We start from the raw sequence: 18,451 nt of genomic DNA, 5'->3' as shown, positions 1-18,451 counted from the left end.
CCGGGTTGTCGACCCAAGCGGCTGTTTGAAAACGCGCTCTTTCGCGAGTCCTCAAACAGTCTCTCAGTATTCGGTGATCGACGCCATTCTTCCCAACACGTCGAGCCCCTGAAGCGCGAGGTAGTGGAGGATGTCGATAAAAATCCAGTTTTCCGCGAGCTTGCCGTCCTGCGCGCGGTAGAGATCGACGACGCGCATCTCGCTCGGACCGGGACCCGCAGTCATGCCGAGATAGCCCCCCGCATTCTGGATCGTCAGGTTCGCCCAGCCGAAGAAGCCCCCGAATTGCCCCTCCGCCATACGGCACAGGTGGCCGTTGAAGCGATAGCCGTCGTGCAGCGCATCGTCGAACGGTTCGCAGTGCTGCTTGATGTAGCGCGATATGGTGTAGCTCGCCCCTATCCCGGCGGGCCCCCACCAGATCATGTCGTCGTGCCAGACCCGCTTCAGCCGCGTCTCCTCGTCCACGCCATCGACCGAACTGAACGGATTGTTGAGCATCGCGTTGATCGCGGCCAGCGTCGCGTGACCCTCTGCCGGGTCCTGCATGTCGTACATCAGGCCGGCATGCGTCATCGGCCCCGGCTGGACGAGGTGTGCGCCGGTCTGTGGCGGGAACGGGTCCTGCCCAGCCTGGATCATCAGATGTGGCAGATCCACGAACATGGCGGTCTCGGCGATGCGACCGTCCTCGATCCGGTTGAATTCGACGAACCGCAGCATGACGATGCGCCCGGTTGGCCGGATGCCCAGGAATGGGCGATCGAAGAGGCCCATCAGGTGACCCATCTGCACGACCCAGCTGCCCTTGAATCCGTCGATCTCGTTCAGCCCCGCCATGAAGATGTCGGGCCGCCGCTGGAGCCGTGTCATTGCGCCCAGCAACGGTTCCCAGAACGCCGTGGCGACCGCCCTGGCGCCATGCTGCTCATGAAAAGGGTGCATGCCTCGCCAATGCCAGTCCGAAGCGACATGGCTAGCGAGAATGCCGCCGACCGTGTCGGGCGTCGCCGTCGCGAGCTCAGCGTGAAACGCACGGACAATCGCCTTTTCGGGTTGGAAGTCGCTGGTCATTGATACCTCATTTTCGTCGTTGCAGGCGCTTGCATTCCGTGCGTCATGCTCGCAAGAATTTGAAGGGGGAAGCGAAGGAAAAATTCCGGTGGACGGGCAACAGGCAGGGCATGATTTCCCATTTAGTATCGACCAGCGGGCAGCGGTCACGCAGGTGCGCCACGTCACCGAGAGCGCAATGCTCGCCGTTGTCGCCCGGCCCGATCGAGATCTCGCCGGCTTTCCCGACGAATATGCCGACATCGTCGACTACATCGTCAAGATCACGCGGCGCATCTGGATCGACGGTGCGGTCGGCCTGATCTACGAGACTTACGATCCCAATTGCGTCGTCTACACCGCGACCGATGTCGGACGCGGCGTGGACCGGGTGGTCGAGGGCACGACCGTGTCGATGGCGGCGTCGCCGGACCTCGACAACCATTTCCTGAACGTCGCCTGGAGCGGCAACGCTCGCGACGGCTTTTACACCAGCCATCTCGGCTTCGGCACGGGGCTGAACGTCGGTGCGACCGGCTATGGGCCGGCGACGGGCAGGAGCGCGACGATCCGGTTCTGCGCCGACTGCATCTCGCTCAACGGCCGCATCCACACCGAATGGCTCGCGCGCGACAACGGCGCGCTCGTCCGGCAACTCGGGATTGACCTGCATGATGCCGCACGCCGGGTGGCGGACGTGGCGCCGGCCGAACTCTACGTTCGCGGCTGGCCCATGCGGCTTGACGGCCAGACGCCGCCGCTGCCCCTCGAAGAGCCACGCGAAACGCTTGAACAACACGTGCGCCACCTGTTCCACGACGTCTGGAACCGCCGCATGTTCGACCAGATCGTGGTGCATTACGATCCGGCGGCGCGCCTGCACACTGCGGGCGGACGCGTAGGCGAGGGCGGCGCCGGCATTCGCGCACTGCATCTGTCGCTGCTCGCCGCGATGCCCGATGCGCGCATGACCATCGGCCATGTCTGCTGGTCGGAGGAAACCGATGGCGTCATAGCTGCGGTGCGCTGGGAGCTTGCCGGTACCAGTCGCGGCGGCGCGTGGTTCGGCGACATGCCCTCGGGTTTCCCGATTGCGATTCCCGGCATGACGCATTGCCGCTTCGGGGCGCACGGTCGCATCGTCGAGGAGTGGACGGTATTCGACGAGGTCGGGGTGCTTGCTCAGGTCTATCGCGCATCGACTAATGGCTGAACATGCGACATTAGGCAGGAGGGTAGCTGCCTATGGCGTCGTCCTGATCGGGTATCTGTTCTACTGCTACAATTTCAACGTGGTCGACTACGTGCGGCCATACCTGGTCAGCGGCTATGGTTTCACGCTGACGGACACCGCGAACCTTTCGGTCGCGCAGAATATCGGTATCACGGCTGGCGCGTTCGGCTGGGCGGGGTTCATCGCATGGGCGGGCAAACGGCGGGCGGTGACGGCGATCGCGGCGGCGATCGGCGGGTTCGCCATCCTGCAGGCCCTCGCGACCGGATTTCCGCTATGGTTCGGCGTGCGTGCGATGATGTCGGCGGCGCTCGGTGGCTACTACGTCGTGGCGACCGGGCTCGTCGTCGCGCTGTTTCCGGCATCGGTGCGCGGTCGTCTGATCGCGCTCAATTCGGCGATGTATCCGCTGTCGAACATCCTGCTTGGCGCGCTTGGTGGAGCCTTGGGCGATGGGTATTGGCATCTGCTGATGTGGATCGGCGCGGTGCCGCTGATCGTGGCGCCGCTTGCCTTCATTCTCGTGCCGGACGATCATGGTGCCGGTCGGGCGGTCCCGGATGAAGTGGGCAGGTTGCCTGGAGGCTGGCGCGCGATGCTCTCGCCACGTTGGCGCTGGCTGACTCTCGGTTGCGTCCTGCTATCGGGCATCGACTTCAACGCCTATCAGTTGTTCGCCGCCTTCGTGACGCTCTACATGAAGCAGGCGCTCGCCTTCGACGCTGGACGGATCGGCGCGGTGGTCGCGATACTCGGGGCGGGCTCGCTGATCGGTGGATTCTTCTGGGCCTGGCTTTCCGATCGCTTCGGACGGCGGAGCGCCGCGTCGGGCTATGTCCTCTGCGCGATTGCGATCGTTACCTTCCTGTTCGGTGGGTTCACCGGGCGGGTGCTTGACCTTGTCGCGTTCGCCTTTGGCCTGGGGCTGTCATGCACATCCGCCTGGGGCGTGTGGTTCGCCGAACTGTTTCCCGAACGCTTGCGCCCACACGGCGCTGCGCTGTTCCACGCCGGCCACATCGTCGCGATCGGCGCGCCCCTATTCTTCGCCTTTGCCAGCCCCCGCATCGGATTGCAGTGGACGATGGCTTGCGGCGCGGTCGTCTATCTAGCCGGGGTCGCGATCTGGCTGGCCCTGCCCGAGACGCTGGGCAGGGCCGAAACCGAAGACAGCACGGCCTGAGGTCACCTCAGAGACTGTTTGAAAACTCGCGAAAGAGCGAGTTTTATGCGGTGCCAGCCCGCTCCCCCACCCGGCCACCCATCAGAATACCGTGTGGGTGGTCGGGTGGGGGAGCGGGCCTTCAGCGCATTCCAAACGGATTCTCAGAACTTCTGCCCGAAGCGAAGACCGATCGTGCGCGGCTGGTTGTAGACGCGATAGATCTCGCCGACCGGATCGAAGGTCGACGGCCCGCAATAGTTGATGTTGCACTGCGCCGAACGGCTCTGCTCGCCGCGCACGTCGTTAAGGTTGCGCATGTAGATCTCGATCGTCGTGCCGTTCCGACTGGCGCCTATGCTGGCGTCGATCTGGGTGTAGGCCGGACTGATCCCGAGCTTGGCGGAATCGGCGGTTGGCAGCGTCGCGGTCCGGTCGCCGATATACGCGGCCGATGCCTGGACATGGCTGCGCCAGGCGCCCGTATCAAACTCGTAGCGGCCGATCACCGAACCCTTGAACTTGGCCGTCAGCGGCAGCTTGGTGCCCGCCGCCGCGGTCGGCGTCGTGCCGCCGGTGAACAGCGGCGCGGTCAGCTTGGCATCGACGTAGGTGGCGTTCGCGGTGAGCGAGAAGCCGCTCGGGTCGCGCCACGACACGTCGCCTTCGATCCCGCGCGAACGCGCCCCGCCCGCATTGGTGATGACCGCGACACCGAAACTGCCCGGCGGCGCATACGTGACCTGCACGTTCTTCCAATCCTCCCAGAACGCCGTGACGTTTAGCGTCACGCGCCGGTCGAGGAAGCTGTTCTTCGTGCCGATCTCGTAGTTGGTCAGCTTGTCGGCGTCGAATGCCGCCGCCGCGCCGCCGCGGTTTATGCCGCCGGGCCGGAAACCGCTCGACACCGTGCCATAGACCAGATGGTCGCCGTCGAACTTGTAGGTCGCATTGGCCCGGTAGGTGAAGCCGTCCCCCTTCGAGCGCTTCGGCGAGATCGTCCCGTCGGCGTTCAGGACGCCGAGGTTGGTGCACGGCGTCCCCGGCACGATCGCCACGCCGAGGCCGAACGGACCCGTCTTGGGCCCCAGGCACTGACGCACGCCGGTCCCGAAGTAGGTAGTGTTCACGCCGTAGAAGCCGACCAGGTCGTTGTTGAACTTGTAGCCGCGCAGGCCCCCGGTGATCGTCAGCTTGTCAGTCAGGTCGAAGTCGAACTGGCCGAAGGCTGCATAGTCGCGATCGACGCGGTTCTGCCGTGTGAGCCAGACCTGACCGGGCCGGCCGGGCACCGACAGGCGTGTGGCGAAGTTGGGTGTCAAATAGTCGTCCTCACCCAACTCGGTCTGTCGCTGGTAGAAAAGCCCCGCGAGTATCCGGAAGCGGGCATCCCGTGGCGACGAGACGCGGAACTCCTGGCTCAGCTTTGTCGAATGCCGTTTGTTGTTGAACAGCTGCGACGGGTTGATGAGCTTGCCGGCGTCATCCACCACGCCTGCGCCGGATCCGGCGATCGCATCATAGTAGAAGCCGTAGTCGGAATAGTCGTTCTGACTCGCGAAGCGGCGATCCATGTAATAGCCGGCGTAGGTGATGTCGAAGTCGGCGACCTTGCCGGTGATCGTGGCTCCGGCCTGATAAAATTCGTCGCGACCGAACTCGGGATAGAAGTGCGCGACCTTGAGCACGCCAGCCTTGTCGTCGTCAGAGCGATAGGGACCATCCCATGTCGATTTTTGGTAGTTGATCGAGGGCGTGATCGTCCAGTTATCGTCCAGTTCGATCCCGAGCTGCGCGCGCAGTCCGTAGACATCGGAGGAGTTCAGGTTGTCGCCCACCAGCGAGGTCTGCGTGATGCCGGACGAGCGAAACGTGCGTGAACGCTGGATGCTGTCGATGTAGCCCCCGGTGCGGTTGTACCAGCCGACCGCGCGCAACGCGATGCGGTCCTTCACGATGGGTACGTTGAAGAAGCCTTCGGCCATGCCGCCCGCGCCGCCGCGGAAGATCTGGTTCGCCTCGAGATCGACACCGGCGCTGAACCTGGTCGGGTCGGGCTTGTTGGTGATGATGCGGATGACGCCGGCTTCCGCGGACGCGCCGTAGAGCGTGCCCTGCGGCCCGGCGAGCGCCTCGACGCGCGCGATATCGTAGGCGTGGATGTCGAGCGAACCGACGATCGATGTGACTGGTTGCTCGTCCAGATAAATGCCCACCGTCGGCAGCGTCGCGCTGGCGACCAATCCAGCGTCGGTCGCAATGCCGCGGAAGCTCGTCGACACATTTCCGGGGACGCCGGTCGATCCGCGTGCGAAGCTGACGCTCGGCAGGAACTGGACGTAGTCCTGAAGGTTGCGGACCTGCAATTCGCTTAGACGCCGCTCGCCCAGCGCCTGGATGCTGATCGGCACCGACTGGATGCTCTCGTCCCGCTTCTGCGCGGTGACGACGATGTCGGTGGTGTCGCCCGCGTCCGCCGGTGCTGGCGCCGGTGCTGGCGCCGGAACGACGGCGGTCTGCGCGATCGCGATCGCGGGTAGGACGAGTGCGGAGCTCCCGGCCAGGACGATCAGCAGACGGGTACGAGACGGCATGATGCTTCCCCTTGTCGGACTCCATCGTTCCAGACGCGTCACGCCGCTGTCGCGGTCTATTCACCTCCGGACAGCCGTTAGGATGGCATGTAGTGCAAGCCCTTGCAATAGGCCTGCTGAACGAGCCTTATCGATCGGTAATGCCTTCCAGCCCCAGCCGCGTGGCGTCATAGCTGGCACGCGTCAGGCCGAGCCTCGCGTAGAAGAGGGCGGCGACGATCCCGGGAAGGGTAGAAAGCACGAACGCCGCCGCAAGCCCATGCAACGTCGATGCCGCGACATGGCCCGGCACCGCCGCAACGGGGAATGCGATCAGATGGAGCACCCACCCCGCGAGGGCGGCTCCGACCGCCTGGTCGATCCGCGAGAAGAAGGTCTGCGTCGAGAACAGGACGCCTTCCTGGCGTTCGCCGAAGCGCAACTCGTTCTCGTCGGCGATGTCGGCCAGGGCGGAGAACATCGTCGTCGTCATCAGGCTGAACGGCAGGTGTTGCAGCAGCGAGAAGCCGATCAGGATCACGAGGATGCCCGGCGTCCGCGCGCTGAGCACGCCGGCCCAGCCGAGGGCGAGCGGCAGCGCGGGCCCGACGCAGTAGACGACGACGGCGACCGCCCCGGTGTAGCGCTTGTCGAAGCGCCGGTGGGTCCAGGCGACGATCAGCGAACCGCACGAGTAGCTCACGAAGCTGCCGAGCGCGAACCACGTTATCTGCGCGTTGGTCAGTTGCCAGAAGAAGGTCGCGGTGTAGATCCACAATCCCCCGCGCACGCCCTGCATCAGTGACAGGAAGAACAGGCTGGCGAGCAGCAGCACATAGTTTCGGTTCGAGAGCGCATGCTTGACGTCGTTGATGAACGCTCGTGGCGAGAAGCGCCCCATCGCCACCGGCGCCTTCGGCAGCCAGGGGATGCGCTTGCGCGTGAAGAAGGTCGATGTGAAAAGGATTGCCGCGACCAGCACCGCGATCGTTCCGGAGAACAGGGGATAGCGTGACGGATCGAGCGCGCCGTTCGGGAAAGCCGTGGTCGCCCCGAAGAACAATCCGAAGGTCGCGACCCAGCACAAGGTATCGCCGGCCCACAGGAAGAAGGTGTTGTAGCTCATCACGCGCGTGCGCCCGATATAGTCCGTGGTCAGCTCGCCGCCGAGCGCGAGATGGGGTGTGTGGAAAGCGGTCAGAGCCTGTTGGAGCAGGATGTTGAGCCCAGCCAGCCAGGCAAGTTGCACGAATTGACCGGAATTCGTGGGCGGATTGAACAGCGCGAAGAAGGTCAGGGCGACCGGAACGATCGCCAGCGCCATGAACGGGTGCCGCCGGCCGAAGCGCGAGCGCGTCCGGTCCGACCAGCTCCCCACCAGGGGATCGACGATGGCGTTGACGGCGAGTCCCGCGGCGATCGCCATGCCGACACGTTCGGACGGCAGGCCCTGCACCTGGTTGTAGAACAGCATGAGGAACTGTGTCGTCGACGAGATCACGACGGCCTCCGCCATGCTGCCGATGCCGTAGGCAAGCTTGAAGCGGCGTGTGAGTGGCGGTGCCTGCGTCGAGTCGAGGGCGCCATCGTTGATCGTCCGGCCGATCATGGATAAGACCTGGAGCTCATGAAGCTGTCGAACCTAACGGGCATTGCAAGCCCATGCAATCTCCCCACGCGGTGGATACCGGGGTGAAGGCGCGCCGGCGCTCAGCAGGCCGGAAGGCCGCCGACGGATCCGCCGCGTCACCGCACCGTCGCCTGACGTCCGAGGATGTGGCACGCGCGGCGGGGGTGTCCGCATCGGCGGTATCGCGCGCCTTCACGCCTGGGGCGAGCGTCGCGCCCGAGAAGCGCGCGCGCATCCTGCGCGCCGCCGCCGAGCTCGGCTACCGCCCGAACGTGATGGCGCGCGCGGTCGCAACGCGCCGCTCGAACGTGGTCGGACTGATCCTCTTCAACGAGACCAACCGGCATCACCCGGGCGTGCTGCTCGCGCTCAGCCAGGCATTCTCGACGATCGGGGTTCGCGTGATGCTGTTCCTGCTGGAGGACGACGAGGAGATCGGCGACGTGATCGACCATGTGCTGTCATACCAGCTCGACGGCGTCGTCGCCGCGGCGCCGATCCCGTCGCCGCTGATCGACCAGCTGGAGCGCGCGCGGGTGCCGTTGCTGTTCTACAACAGGCCGGGCGACGATCGCTGCGCGGCGGTCGGGTGCGACCACCATGCGTCGGGCGTCCTGATCGCCCGGCATGTTCTGGATGGCGGAGCGCGCCGCGTCGCGTTGATCCGGTCGTATCGCGACTCGTTTGTCGGGAACGAGCGGATGCGCGGCGTCGAGGAGGAGCTTGCAACGCAAGACGCTGGCGTGGTCGCCAGTTTTCGTGGCGATTTCGACTATGAAAGGGGCGTCGCGGCGGTCGCCGACTGGGCGGCGCGGGGGATTGACGATTACGACGCGGTCATCGCCGCCAACGACATGATGGCGATCGGCGCGAAGGACGCGCTGGTCCACAAGCTGGGCAGGAGCGTGCCGGGCGACGTCATGGTCGCCGGCTTCGACGGGATCGAGGCATCGCGCTGGCTGAGCAACGGGATCGCATCGGTCGATCAGCCGATCGAGCATATGGCGCGAGCAGCTGTGGAGATGATGGCTCGGCAGATCGAGGGTAAGGGTGCCGTCGTCGAATATCGGCTGTTCCCGGGTCGATTGCAGCGCGCGGCGACGGCCGGCTGATGCGATTGGATCTTGCCGCGGCGCTTGACGACGCGCAGCGCCAGCCGCTGCTGGTCGCAGCCGCGGCGGCGATGCAGCGAGGCGAGATCGCGGTTGCGGAGCGGGCCTTGCGCGAGCGGTTGCGCGCCGCTCCGACCGACATCGCCGCCATCCGCATGCTGGCCGAGGTCGCGGGCCGCATCGGGCGCTATGGCGATGCCGAGACGCTGCTTGCCAGAGCGCTGGAACTTGCGCCCGACTTTGATGCTGCACGCGCCAACTATGTGACAGTGCTGCACCGCCAGAGCAAGTTCGCGGCGGCGCATGCCGAGGCAGACCGGCTGATCGCGAACGATCCTGCCCATGTCGGCCACCTCGCGGTCAAGGCGGCGGTGCTGGTGCGCACGGGCGGCTATCGTGCGGCGATCGGTATCTACGAGGAGATTCTCGGGCGTCATCCGGACCAGCCGAGGCTATGGGTGAGCTATGGCCACGTATTGAAGACGGTGGCCCGGCAGGACGACGCGATCGCCGCCTATCGTCGCGCGATTGATCTCGCGCCCACGCTCGGGGATGCGTGGTGGAGTATCGCCAATCTCAAGATCGTCGGTCTCGGTCGGGAGGACATCGCCGCGATGCTGGAAGCGCTGCCGCAGGCCGTCCGCCCCGAGGACCGCTACCACCTGCACTTCGCGCTGGGAAAGGCGCTCGAGGACATGCGCGACTACGCCGCATCGTTCGAGCATTATGCGCTCGGAAACTCCTTGCGACGTGCCGAGCTGCGCTACGATGCCGGGCAGGCGACCGGCCATCTCGCGGCCACGCGCATGCTGATGACCAGCGAGGCGTTCAAGGACCGCGCCGGATCGGGCGATCCGGCGGCCGACCCGATCTTTGTCGTGGGCCTGCCCAGGGCGGGCTCCACGCTGATCGAACAGATCCTCGCCAGCCACAGCAAGGTCGAAGGCACAATGGAGCTGCCCGACATCGGCTCCATCGCCGCCGACCTGACCGGGCGTCACGACCCAGGCCGCGACCCGGCGCACGCCAGCTATCTGCACGGGCTGCTCGCGCTGTCGCGTGACGAACTCGCGACGCTGGGACGGCGCTACCTCGATGGCACGCGCATCCAGCGCAAGAGCGCGCGGCCCCTGTTCGTCGACAAGATGCCGAACAATTTCGCGCATGTCGGGCTGATCCACCTGATCCTGCCGAACGCGACGATCATCGACGCGCGGCGTCACCCGATGGCGACGGGCTTTTCCGCCTTCAAGCAGCACTTCTCGCGTGGCCAGGGCTTCACCTACGACCTCGGCGAACTTGGTCGCTATTACCGCGAATATGTGGAGATGATGGCGCATTACGACATCGTACTGCCCGGGCGCGTGCACCGCATCGACCACGAGGCGCTGGTCGGCGACGCCCCGGGCGAGATCCGCAAGCTGCTCGCCCATTGCCGGCTGGACTTCGAACCAGCGTGTCTGGCTTTCCACAAGACCGAGCGCGCCGTGCGGACCGCCAGTTCCGAACAGGTGCGGCGCCCGTTGTCGAGCGACGGTATCGATCAGTGGCGCAACTTCGAGCCATGGCTCGGGCCGTTGCGCGAGGCGTTGGGAGATGCCGTGGCGTGCGTCGAGGCCGGGCCTTGAGGTAGCGTCGGCCGCCTTACGCTTCGACACGCGGCGGAGATGCCCCTTGCGCTCGAAGGATTACTCATTTCCGCCATTAAGAGACGGCATCTCGAGGACAGCGTTATTCGGGCATTCACTGCCTGCAATGCATCGTGCGGGAACATGATCATGTCTGGTTGGCGGCCGTGGACGCGCCGCCCCGCTTAATTGTTTCGGGATTGCCAGCCTTGAAGACATAATGTTTCCACGACCGTTCGCGTGAAATCTGTTGTCGTTGACTCTTTCTGCATCCGCAGTCATATCCTGTTACGCATTCATGACCGAACAGGTCTTGACAGGGGGAGACAGGCAATGCGTGCAACCATCCATGACGTGGCCAGGCCGGCGATGCGCTCCCTCCTCTGTGGTACTGCGCTTGCCGCGTTCTCGATCGGGATCGCCTCGGCGCAGACGGTGCCTGTCCCTCCCGTGCCGGTCGCTGACGATGCCCAGGCAGACGTCGATTCCGACATCGTCGTCACTGCGCAGCGCCGTGAGGAGCGCGTCCAGGACATCCCGCTGTCGGTGACTGCGCTATCAGGCAAGACCCTGCTGAACGCCCAGGTGACGACCGTCGAACGGCTGGAGCAGCTGGTTCCGGGCGTGCGCATGGGCCGTTCCGGGTCCGACCTGCGCCCCGCCATTCGCGGCACCTATACCGAGAACGTTGCGGTGAACGGCGATCCTCGCATCGGCATCTACATCGACGACATCTATCAGTCCCGCACCAGCCAGATCCCGCCGATCGTCGACCTTGCGCGCGTGGAGGTCCAGAAGGGGCCGCAGGGGACGCTATACGGGCGCAACAGCTTCGGCGGCAACATCGCGTTCAACTCCGCGCTGCCCACCGACCGCTTCGAAGGCGGGCTCGACGGCATCTACGGCAATTACGGCCGGTATCGGCTCGACGGCTTCGTCAACGTGCCTTTGACCGACGGCGTGGCGTTGCGCGTGGCCGGCATGCGCGAGAAGCAGGACGGCTACATCAAGAACTCGAACCCCGCGGGCAACGACGCGGGCGACGTCGACCAGTGGTTCGTCCGCGGCACGCTCCGGGTGGCACCGCGCGCCGTGGAGGGGCTCGAGATCGTCCTGCGGGGATCCTATCTGGACCAGGGCGGGGCCGGCCAGTACGGCTTCGGCTACAAGGAGGTCGGTGTGCTGGTCGATCGCGACCTGATCCGCCAGCCGGGTCAGTCGCTCACGCGCAACGGCGTCACCTACGCGCTGCCGAACGGCTTCAACGGCCAGAGCTATACCGGCACCCCGCTCCTCGTCGATTCGCGCTACCGCGACGGCATTCCCGACGTTAACGGCGTCGACGTGGGCATTCCCGTGGACGCGGATCCCTACCGGATCAACTTCGCCGGATCGACGCTGCTGGACGCCCGGCAATATGCCGGCTCGGGCCACATCACCTACGATCTGGGCCCGGTGACGCTGCGGTCGATCACCAGCTATTCGGACTTCGAGAACGTCCGCACCGGCAACAGCCTCACTCCAGTGCTGCTCAACTATTCCTATCTCGCCACCCGCGCCAAGACGTTCACGCAGGAACTGCAGGTGTTGTCGAGCGACAGTGCGAGCCCGTTCAAATACATTTTAGGCGGGTATTATTACAACGATGACGTCACCGAGCGGAACGTCACCAACGTCAATCGCAGCTACGTGACGGCGACCGCGCCGGCCGGGCAGCAATATTACACGTTCGGCTTCACCGCGCTGCCCACCGCCGCCCAGGGCCTCAACCAGACCTCCGCCTATGACAGCTTCAGCGCCTATCGGCAGCGGATCAAGTCGTATGCGGCCTACGGCCAGCTATCCTACACCATCGCGGACAAGCTCACGCTGACCGCGGGCGCGCGCTATACCCGGGACGACAAGACGCTGCTCGCCAGCGTGTTCAACACGACGGCGGCCGGCGGCACCGGGTCATCCTACTACGCCCACAGCATCAACGATCCCATCAATTACGTCTGCGGCGGCTTCATCGCGGCGAACGGCGCGTCGAACGCGAGCGCGGCGACGATATCGACGGCCTACAGGTTCGTCTGCAACTCGCTGTCGCAGGACTTCGTGACGTATCGCGGCGCCATCGACTATAAGTTCGACCGCGACCACATGATCTACGCCAGCTACTCGACCGGCGTCCACTCCGGTGGGTTCAACACCGGCGCCGTGACCGTCGCTGGCGTGCCGACCCTTCTGGCCTTCAATCCGGAGAAGGTGACCGCCTACGAGGTCGGCTCGAAGAACACCTTTCTCGACGGTCAATTCACTTTCAATCTGGCGGCCTATTATAACAGGTACAGCAACCTGCAGGCCCAGACTTCGATTCCCAATCCCAACAATCCGCTGCAATCGGTGATCGCGCTCGTCCAGAATATCGGCCGTGACGACGCGTACGGCGTGGACGCCGAGGCGGTGATCCGACCCGTTCGCGGCCTGTCGGTGAACATCGCGGTCAACTACCTTCATGCGCGGGAGCGCGACTACGCCATCAACCTGTTCAACTTCGGCGGCGCCGCGACGTTCTGCAACGTCACGCCGAGCTGTACGGCGGCATCCGGCGAGATCAATACCGTGCAGGGCACGCCCTTTCCCAATGCCCGGACCGATCCCAACCGCTTCGTCCCGCTACGGGGTCCCGACGGTAACCAGATCGTCATCGGCGGCGTTCCCCAGTTCCTGTACGTGATTGCCGGCACCGGCGCGGACGGCACGAAGTACGTTTCGCGCAAGGCCTTTTCCCCCGACATCACCATCCAGGCCGGCGTGTCGTACGACATCCCGCTGGGCGCGGCGGGCACACTGACGCCCGAGGTCCAGACCTATTTCAGCGGCGACTACATCCTCACCGACATCACACCCGGGTTCGGCGACCAGAAGGCCTTCACGCGGACCGATCTGCGTCTCGGCTGGCGCAGCGCGGATGCGAGGTTCCGGTTGCAGGCGTTCGTGAACAATCTGGAGGACAGCGCGGTCATCACTCGCGCCGTCTACGCCAACAACCGGACGCTGCAGGCGAACTACGCGATCGGGCGCACCTACGGCATCAGCGGAGGCGTCCGCTTCTGACGGACGGGCGTGGCGGTCGCGCGGCGACCGCCACGCGAACCATTTCGGCGGAACCCACGACGCGCTAAGCGTGGCGCATGAAGCCTATGAAGCCACAATCTGACACGAGGGGCGACCGCCCTGCCACGTCGTATGACGTGGCCCAGCTCGCCGGCGTGTCGCAGTCCGCCGTTTCGCGTTGCTTCCGGCCGGGCGGCAGCCTGTCGGCGGACAAGCGGAGGGTAATTCAGAAGGCGGCCGCACAACTCGGCTACCAGCCCAACGCGATCGCCTCGGGGCTCATCACCAAGCGTTCGAATCTCGTCGCCGTGCTGATCTCCAACCTGACCAATCTCTACTATCCCGAGGTGCTCGCCGAGCTCACGCACCGGCTGGACGAGCGCGGCGTGCGCGTGCTGTTGTTCGCGCTACAGAGCGAGAGCGACGTGGATGCGGCGCTCGACCAGGTGTGGCGCTACCGCGTCGACGGCGTGATATCGGCCGCGCGCCTGTCGGCGGCGCAACTGCGGGCATTCGAGCGGCACAAGGTCCCGGTCGTGCTTTACAACCGCTTCGCGGAGGGCGAGCCGGTTCCCAGCGTCTGCTGTGACTCCATCGGCGGCGAACGGCTGCTCGTCGATCGGCTCGTTGCAGCGGGTCATCTCTCGTTCGGCATCATCGCCGGGCCGCATGACAGCTTTGTCGGCAATCAGCGGGTGGAAGGCGCCGTCACGCGCCTGCGCGAGCATGGGCTCGACGCCCGTATCGTCCAGGGCGCCTTCGACCACGATAGCGGGGCGGCGGGCCTCAGGGCGCTGGTCGACACGGGCGAGCGGCCAGACGCCATCATCTGCGCCAATGATCTGATGGCGATCGGCGCGATCGACGCGGCGCGCCATGAACTGGGCCTGTCGCTCCCGGACGACATCTCAGTGGTCGGGTTCGATGGGGTCGATCCGGCGGCCTGGCCCAGCTACAGGCTGACGACGATACGTCAGCCCGTCCGAAGGATGACGATGGCCGCAGTGACGATGCTGATGGAGCGTCTGGAGGATCCAACCCTGCCTCACGAGGTGCGATCGTTTGCCGGCACACTGATCGAAGGCACATCGGCGAGAATCTAAAAGCGTAGTTGACTGCGGATGCAAGCGTCGGCATTCGTGGTCGATGACTGAAATGCGTCCTTTGATCCGGCCGGTTCGAATGAGTGATCTCGACGCAGTGCTGCGCCTCGCCGAGTCGGGCGGCAGTGGACTCACCAACCTGCCGCCGGACCGCGACGCGCTCGCCGCTCGGATCAGCTTCGCAGAGCGAGCCATGGAGGATGCGGCCGCCCGCGATGCAGGCGCTGCGATCATGCTGGTGGCTGACATTGCCGGGGAGATCGCGGCGACCGGCATGGTGTTCGCGCGCGTCGGCGCGGAGTGGCCGTTCTACAGCTATCGGCTGACGCGCCAGGCTTCGGTGTCACGGTCGCTCGGGCGGACCAAGGCGCAGATGCTGCTCAATCTCACCAACGATTTCGATGGCGAGACCGAGGTCGGCGGTCTGTTCGTCGACCCGTCGCGCCGTGGTCTGGCGCTCGGTCGCCTGATGGCGCGGGCGCGCTATCTCTTCATCGCGATGCACCGATCGTGGTTCGCTAATCGCATCATCGCCGAACTGCGCGGCTATCAGGATGCGGATGGTCGCGCGCCGGTGTGGGAGGCGATCGGGCGGAACTTCTACGACATGGATTTTCAGGAGGCTGACCGCACCGGTGCGCTCCACGGCAACCAGTTCATCGCGGACCTCGGCCCGCGATACCCGATCTACCTGTCGATGCTGCCCACCGAGGCGCAGGCCGCGTGCGGCAGCCCGCACGACGAGGGCCGCCCGGCGCGCGACATGCTCCTGGCCGAGGGCTTCCGCGATGAGGGCTATGTCGACATCTTCGATGGCGGGCCAACGCTGGTGGCGGACATCGACGCGCTGCGCGCGGTGCGCGAGGCGGAGCGGCGGATGGTACGCTTCGAGCGTGAGCCGGGGGTCGAATTGCTTACGGGCTGCGGTGAGGGGGCTATGTTTCGCGCCACGAACGGTGGAGTCACGCGCGTGGACGAGGACACGGTCGATATCACCCCACCGCTCGCGCGGCGGCTCGGCATCGCCGCCGGCGCCGAGATTACCATCGTGCCGGCTTGAGGAGCGGAGATGACCGACGAGCTACCCTTCAAGCTTCCCGAACGCCCCCCGGTTACCAGGGTTCGTCAACGCGACGCGCGCGATCTGCTGGCGATCCGCGGCGAGCGAACCCAGCCGCTGGCTGGATTCGAGGACCGCTTCACCGACATCGTCGACTACATCGTGCGCATCACTGACGAGATCTGGATGGAGCGGGCGGTCGGCTATATCTACGACACCTACGATCCCAGTTGCACGATCTACTCATCCTATGGCGTCGTGCGCTCGGTAGAGGAGGTCGTCGCCTCGACGACCGCCACGCTCAACGCCTTCCCCGACGGCGAGATCCATCATCTGAACGTCGCGTGGAGCGGTGACGATGCCGCCGGCCTTTACACCTCGCACCTTGGCCATAGCCGCTCGACAAATGCCGGTCGCACGGCCTGGGGCCCGGCAACCGGCAGGCGTACGTCGATCCGATTCGTCGCCGACTGCATCAGCAAGGACAATCGCATCCACACCGAGTGGCTGGTGCGGGACAACGGCGCCGCGGTCCGCCAGCTTGGCTACGATCCCCAAGAGGTCGCCAGAAAGGCCGCGCAGACCTCGAGCTTCGAGCATTTCGTCGTATCGCCGGACACGCGCCTCCAAGGGCAGGCGCCCCGCCAACGGCTCGACGTCGACCGCATGACACTCGACGGCTGGGCCCGGTCGCTGTTTCACGACGTCTGGAACCTGCGCCGGCTCGACTGGCTGGCACAGCACTATGCCGACGGCATCGTCGCGCACGCCGGCGGTGGCCGCACCGCGCAGGGGCTGCGCAACTACCAGGCGCTGATCCTGCACATGCTGGCGGCCATTCCCGATGGCGTCATGCGCGTCGAACACGTGTGCTGGTCGGACGAGAGCGACGGAATCGTCGTCGCAGTGCGCTGGGTATTGGAGGGGACAACTGCGCCGGGCGGTGTGCTCGGCGAATGCCCGCCGGGCAGGCCGGTCTTCATGATGGGGATGAGCCATATGCGGCTGGCGGGCGGCAGGATCGTTGAGGAATGGATGCTGTTCGACGAGATCGGCGTGCTCGCGCAGGCATATTGCGCATGAACTGGGATCAGGATCCGCAGGTACTCTCGCCAGTCGGCCGCCCGATGTCCGAACAGATGCGGGAGGGTCCGCGCCGACAGCTGCTCGACGGGTTCGATCCCGAATATCGCGACATCGTCGACTACATCGTCCGCTGCACCCACCGCATCTGGGAGGAGAAGAACGTCGGACTGTGCCGCACGCACTATGGGGCCGATTGCGAGTTGCACACCCTTGCGGGCCCGGCGGTCGGCATGGAGGTCGTGACGCAGAACACGATCGGTGCGCTCGCCGCCTATGCCGACCGCGTCGTCATGGCCGAGGACGTCATCTGGAGCGAGGATGCGCCCGGCGAATATTACAGCTCGCACCGCATCATGAGCCGATCGACGCATTTCGGCGACGAGCCGCTGATCGGCGCTGCGTCGATGCGGGGGTCGGGCACGACGACGATTGCCGACTGCAAGGTGGTCGCCAACCGCATCGTCGAGGAATGGCTGGTCCGGGACAATTGCCGCGCCCTGTGGCAAGTCGGCGCCGACCCCCGAGCGTTTGCCGAGGCCGCCGCGGGTGCCGACCGCGAGGGCGATCAGGAAAGGCATGCCTGGCGGAGCGCCGCCATCGCCGTCGTGCGGGACGTGCCGGGCATCTCCGTCGCCGCGGACCACCCTGCGGCTGCGCCCGCCGCGATGCTGGGGCAAGCCTTCTCCGCGGATATGTATGGCGAGGCGGCGGCGACCCTCTCCCCGACCGCCGAGATAAGGTGGCCATCGAACCGTCGCGGCTTCGGACGCGGCTACTGGATCGGCTGCGTCATGCAGTTGACGGCGATGCTCCACGAACGGACCTTCAGGCTGGAGCATGTCGCCGCCCGCCCGCTGCCGCACGGTGACGTCGCGGTGGCTCTGCGCTGGTCCTTAGTCGGGACGCATCGCGGCGCCGGGCCCTGGGGACCGCCGTCGGGTCGGGAACTGCTGCTCATGGCGGTGTCGCACTACCGGCTTCGGGCCGGGTCGATCGTCGAGGACACGACGGTGTTCGACGAGGTCGCGGCGATGCGTCAGATCGCCGGGGGTCTTGGGGCATGAGCGTCGCCGATCATCTCGCCGCACTGACAGCCGGGCGCCGCCCCGCCGATGACGGGCTGCTCGGTAACTGCCGCCTCGAATGGCGCGGCGGCGAGGCGTATGGGGAGGAGGCGATCCTCGAGCTGTTCCGCTCGGCGCCGTTCGATGCCGGTCCGGACGCCGTGCTGGTCGAGACCGCGGCATCGGCTGCGTTGGTCGGCGCCGACGGTGCGCTGGTCGCCGACGTGTACGACGGCCGGATCGGGCGCTTGTGGCGGATCGGGCCCGGTGGCGCGCCCGAAACAGAACCTGCGGTGTCGGTGGCATTCGATCCCGACCTTCGGCAGGTGCGCGGCGGAGTGCTGATCGGGCCCGGAGATCATCCGGAACTCGATGCCGGCAAGGTCGCGGGCGTCGTTGCTGCGGCGGAGGCGCTGGTCGCCGCCGGCGGGCCGCAACCGCTCCACCGCGCGCGGGCCTTTGCCATGAGGGCGTTCACAGGCACGGCAGGCACTGCGGCGTTGCTCGCTGTCCACCGCCTGACCGGCGGGCCTATGCGGGGCGGCGGCTTCGCCTACGCCGCCATTGTGATCGATGGGCCGAGTGTCGCCGACCCGGCGCCGGAGGGACCGTGGGCGCCTCGACTGTGACGCCCATACTGATTGCGG

13 protein-coding genes are annotated in these 18,451 nt (G+C 65.9%); 10 read left to right on the top strand and 3 right to left on the bottom strand.

Annotated elements, in window-relative coordinates; genetic code table 11:
* Positions 1 to 63: 63 nt before the first annotated feature.
* A complete protein-coding gene (locus tag ACFE7K_RS03015; RefSeq protein ID WP_375396681.1) occupies positions 64 to 1,074 on the bottom strand; it encodes an ester cyclase in 1,011 nt (336 codons plus the stop codon).
* 88 nt (positions 1,075 to 1,162) lie between these two features.
* On the opposite strand from ACFE7K_RS03015, the gene ACFE7K_RS03010 reads away from it, so the two are divergent.
* Complete coding sequence (locus tag ACFE7K_RS03010) at positions 1,163 to 2,266, top strand: ester cyclase (protein WP_375396680.1); 1,104 nt, start codon at positions 1,163 to 1,165, stop codon at positions 2,264 to 2,266.
* Entirely contained in the window at positions 2,259 to 3,470 is a 1,212-nt protein-coding gene (locus tag ACFE7K_RS03005; protein ID WP_375396679.1) for an MFS transporter, read from the top strand. The genes ACFE7K_RS03010 and ACFE7K_RS03005 overlap by 8 nt, the downstream gene beginning before the upstream one ends.
* 143 nt (positions 3,471 to 3,613) lie before the next feature.
* Here the strand turns inward: ACFE7K_RS03005 and ACFE7K_RS03000 are convergent, their stop codons facing one another.
* Both ACFE7K_RS03000 and ACFE7K_RS02995 read right to left on the bottom strand, forming a co-directional pair.
* Complete coding sequence (locus tag ACFE7K_RS03000) at positions 3,614 to 6,043, bottom strand: TonB-dependent receptor (protein WP_375396678.1); 2,430 nt, start codon at positions 6,041 to 6,043, stop codon at positions 3,614 to 3,616.
* A 127-nt stretch (positions 6,044 to 6,170) separates the two neighbouring features.
* Positions 6,171 to 7,631, bottom strand: coding sequence for an MFS transporter (locus tag ACFE7K_RS02995; protein WP_375396677.1), 1,461 nt, complete (start codon positions 7,629 to 7,631; stop codon positions 6,171 to 6,173).
* A 53-nt stretch (positions 7,632 to 7,684) separates the two neighbouring features.
* On the opposite strand from ACFE7K_RS02995, the gene ACFE7K_RS02990 reads away from it, so the two are divergent.
* The 8 genes from ACFE7K_RS02990 to ACFE7K_RS02955 all read left to right on the top strand — a co-directional run bounded on the left by ACFE7K_RS02990 (position 7,685) and on the right by ACFE7K_RS02955 (position 18,433).
* Positions 7,685 to 8,764, top strand: a complete 1,080-nt coding sequence (locus ACFE7K_RS02990) for a LacI family DNA-binding transcriptional regulator (RefSeq protein ID WP_375396676.1) — start codon at positions 7,685 to 7,687, stop codon at positions 8,762 to 8,764.
* Positions 8,764 to 10,392: a sulfotransferase gene (locus tag ACFE7K_RS02985; protein ID WP_375396675.1), complete on the top strand. Its 1,629-nt coding sequence runs from the start codon at positions 8,764 to 8,766 to the stop codon at positions 10,390 to 10,392. The genes ACFE7K_RS02990 and ACFE7K_RS02985 overlap by 1 nt, the downstream gene beginning before the upstream one ends.
* Positions 10,393 to 10,725: 333 nt before the next feature.
* Positions 10,726 to 13,491 (top strand): TonB-dependent receptor, encoded by a 2,766-nt coding sequence (locus ACFE7K_RS02980; protein WP_375396674.1) that lies wholly within the window; start codon positions 10,726 to 10,728, stop codon positions 13,489 to 13,491.
* Positions 13,492 to 13,628: 137 nt separating this feature from the next.
* Positions 13,629 to 14,594, top strand: a complete 966-nt coding sequence (locus ACFE7K_RS02975) for a LacI family DNA-binding transcriptional regulator (protein WP_375396673.1) — start codon at positions 13,629 to 13,631, stop codon at positions 14,592 to 14,594.
* Between the two features lie 43 nt (positions 14,595 to 14,637).
* Positions 14,638 to 15,654: an arginine N-succinyltransferase gene (locus ACFE7K_RS02970; RefSeq protein WP_375396672.1), complete on the top strand. Its 1,017-nt coding sequence runs from the start codon at positions 14,638 to 14,640 to the stop codon at positions 15,652 to 15,654.
* A 9-nt stretch (positions 15,655 to 15,663) separates the two neighbouring features.
* A complete protein-coding gene (locus tag ACFE7K_RS02965; RefSeq protein ID WP_375396671.1) occupies positions 15,664 to 16,737 on the top strand; it encodes an ester cyclase in 1,074 nt (357 codons plus the stop codon).
* Positions 16,734 to 17,804, top strand: coding sequence for an ester cyclase (locus ACFE7K_RS02960; RefSeq protein ID WP_375396670.1), 1,071 nt, complete (start codon positions 16,734 to 16,736; stop codon positions 17,802 to 17,804). Before ACFE7K_RS02965 ends, ACFE7K_RS02960 begins: the two co-directional genes overlap by 4 nt.
* Entirely contained in the window at positions 17,801 to 18,433 is a 633-nt protein-coding gene (locus ACFE7K_RS02955; protein WP_375396669.1) for a hypothetical protein, read from the top strand. Before ACFE7K_RS02960 ends, ACFE7K_RS02955 begins: the two co-directional genes overlap by 4 nt.
* The last annotated feature ends 18 nt before the right edge of the window (positions 18,434 to 18,451 follow it).

Source organism: uncultured Sphingomonas sp., assembly GCF_964244265.1.
Classification (GTDB): Bacteria; Pseudomonadota; Alphaproteobacteria; order Sphingomonadales; family Sphingomonadaceae; genus Sphingomonas.
The sequence above is the reverse complement of the archived record's forward strand: the minus strand, read 5'-3'. Positions and strand labels throughout refer to the sequence as shown.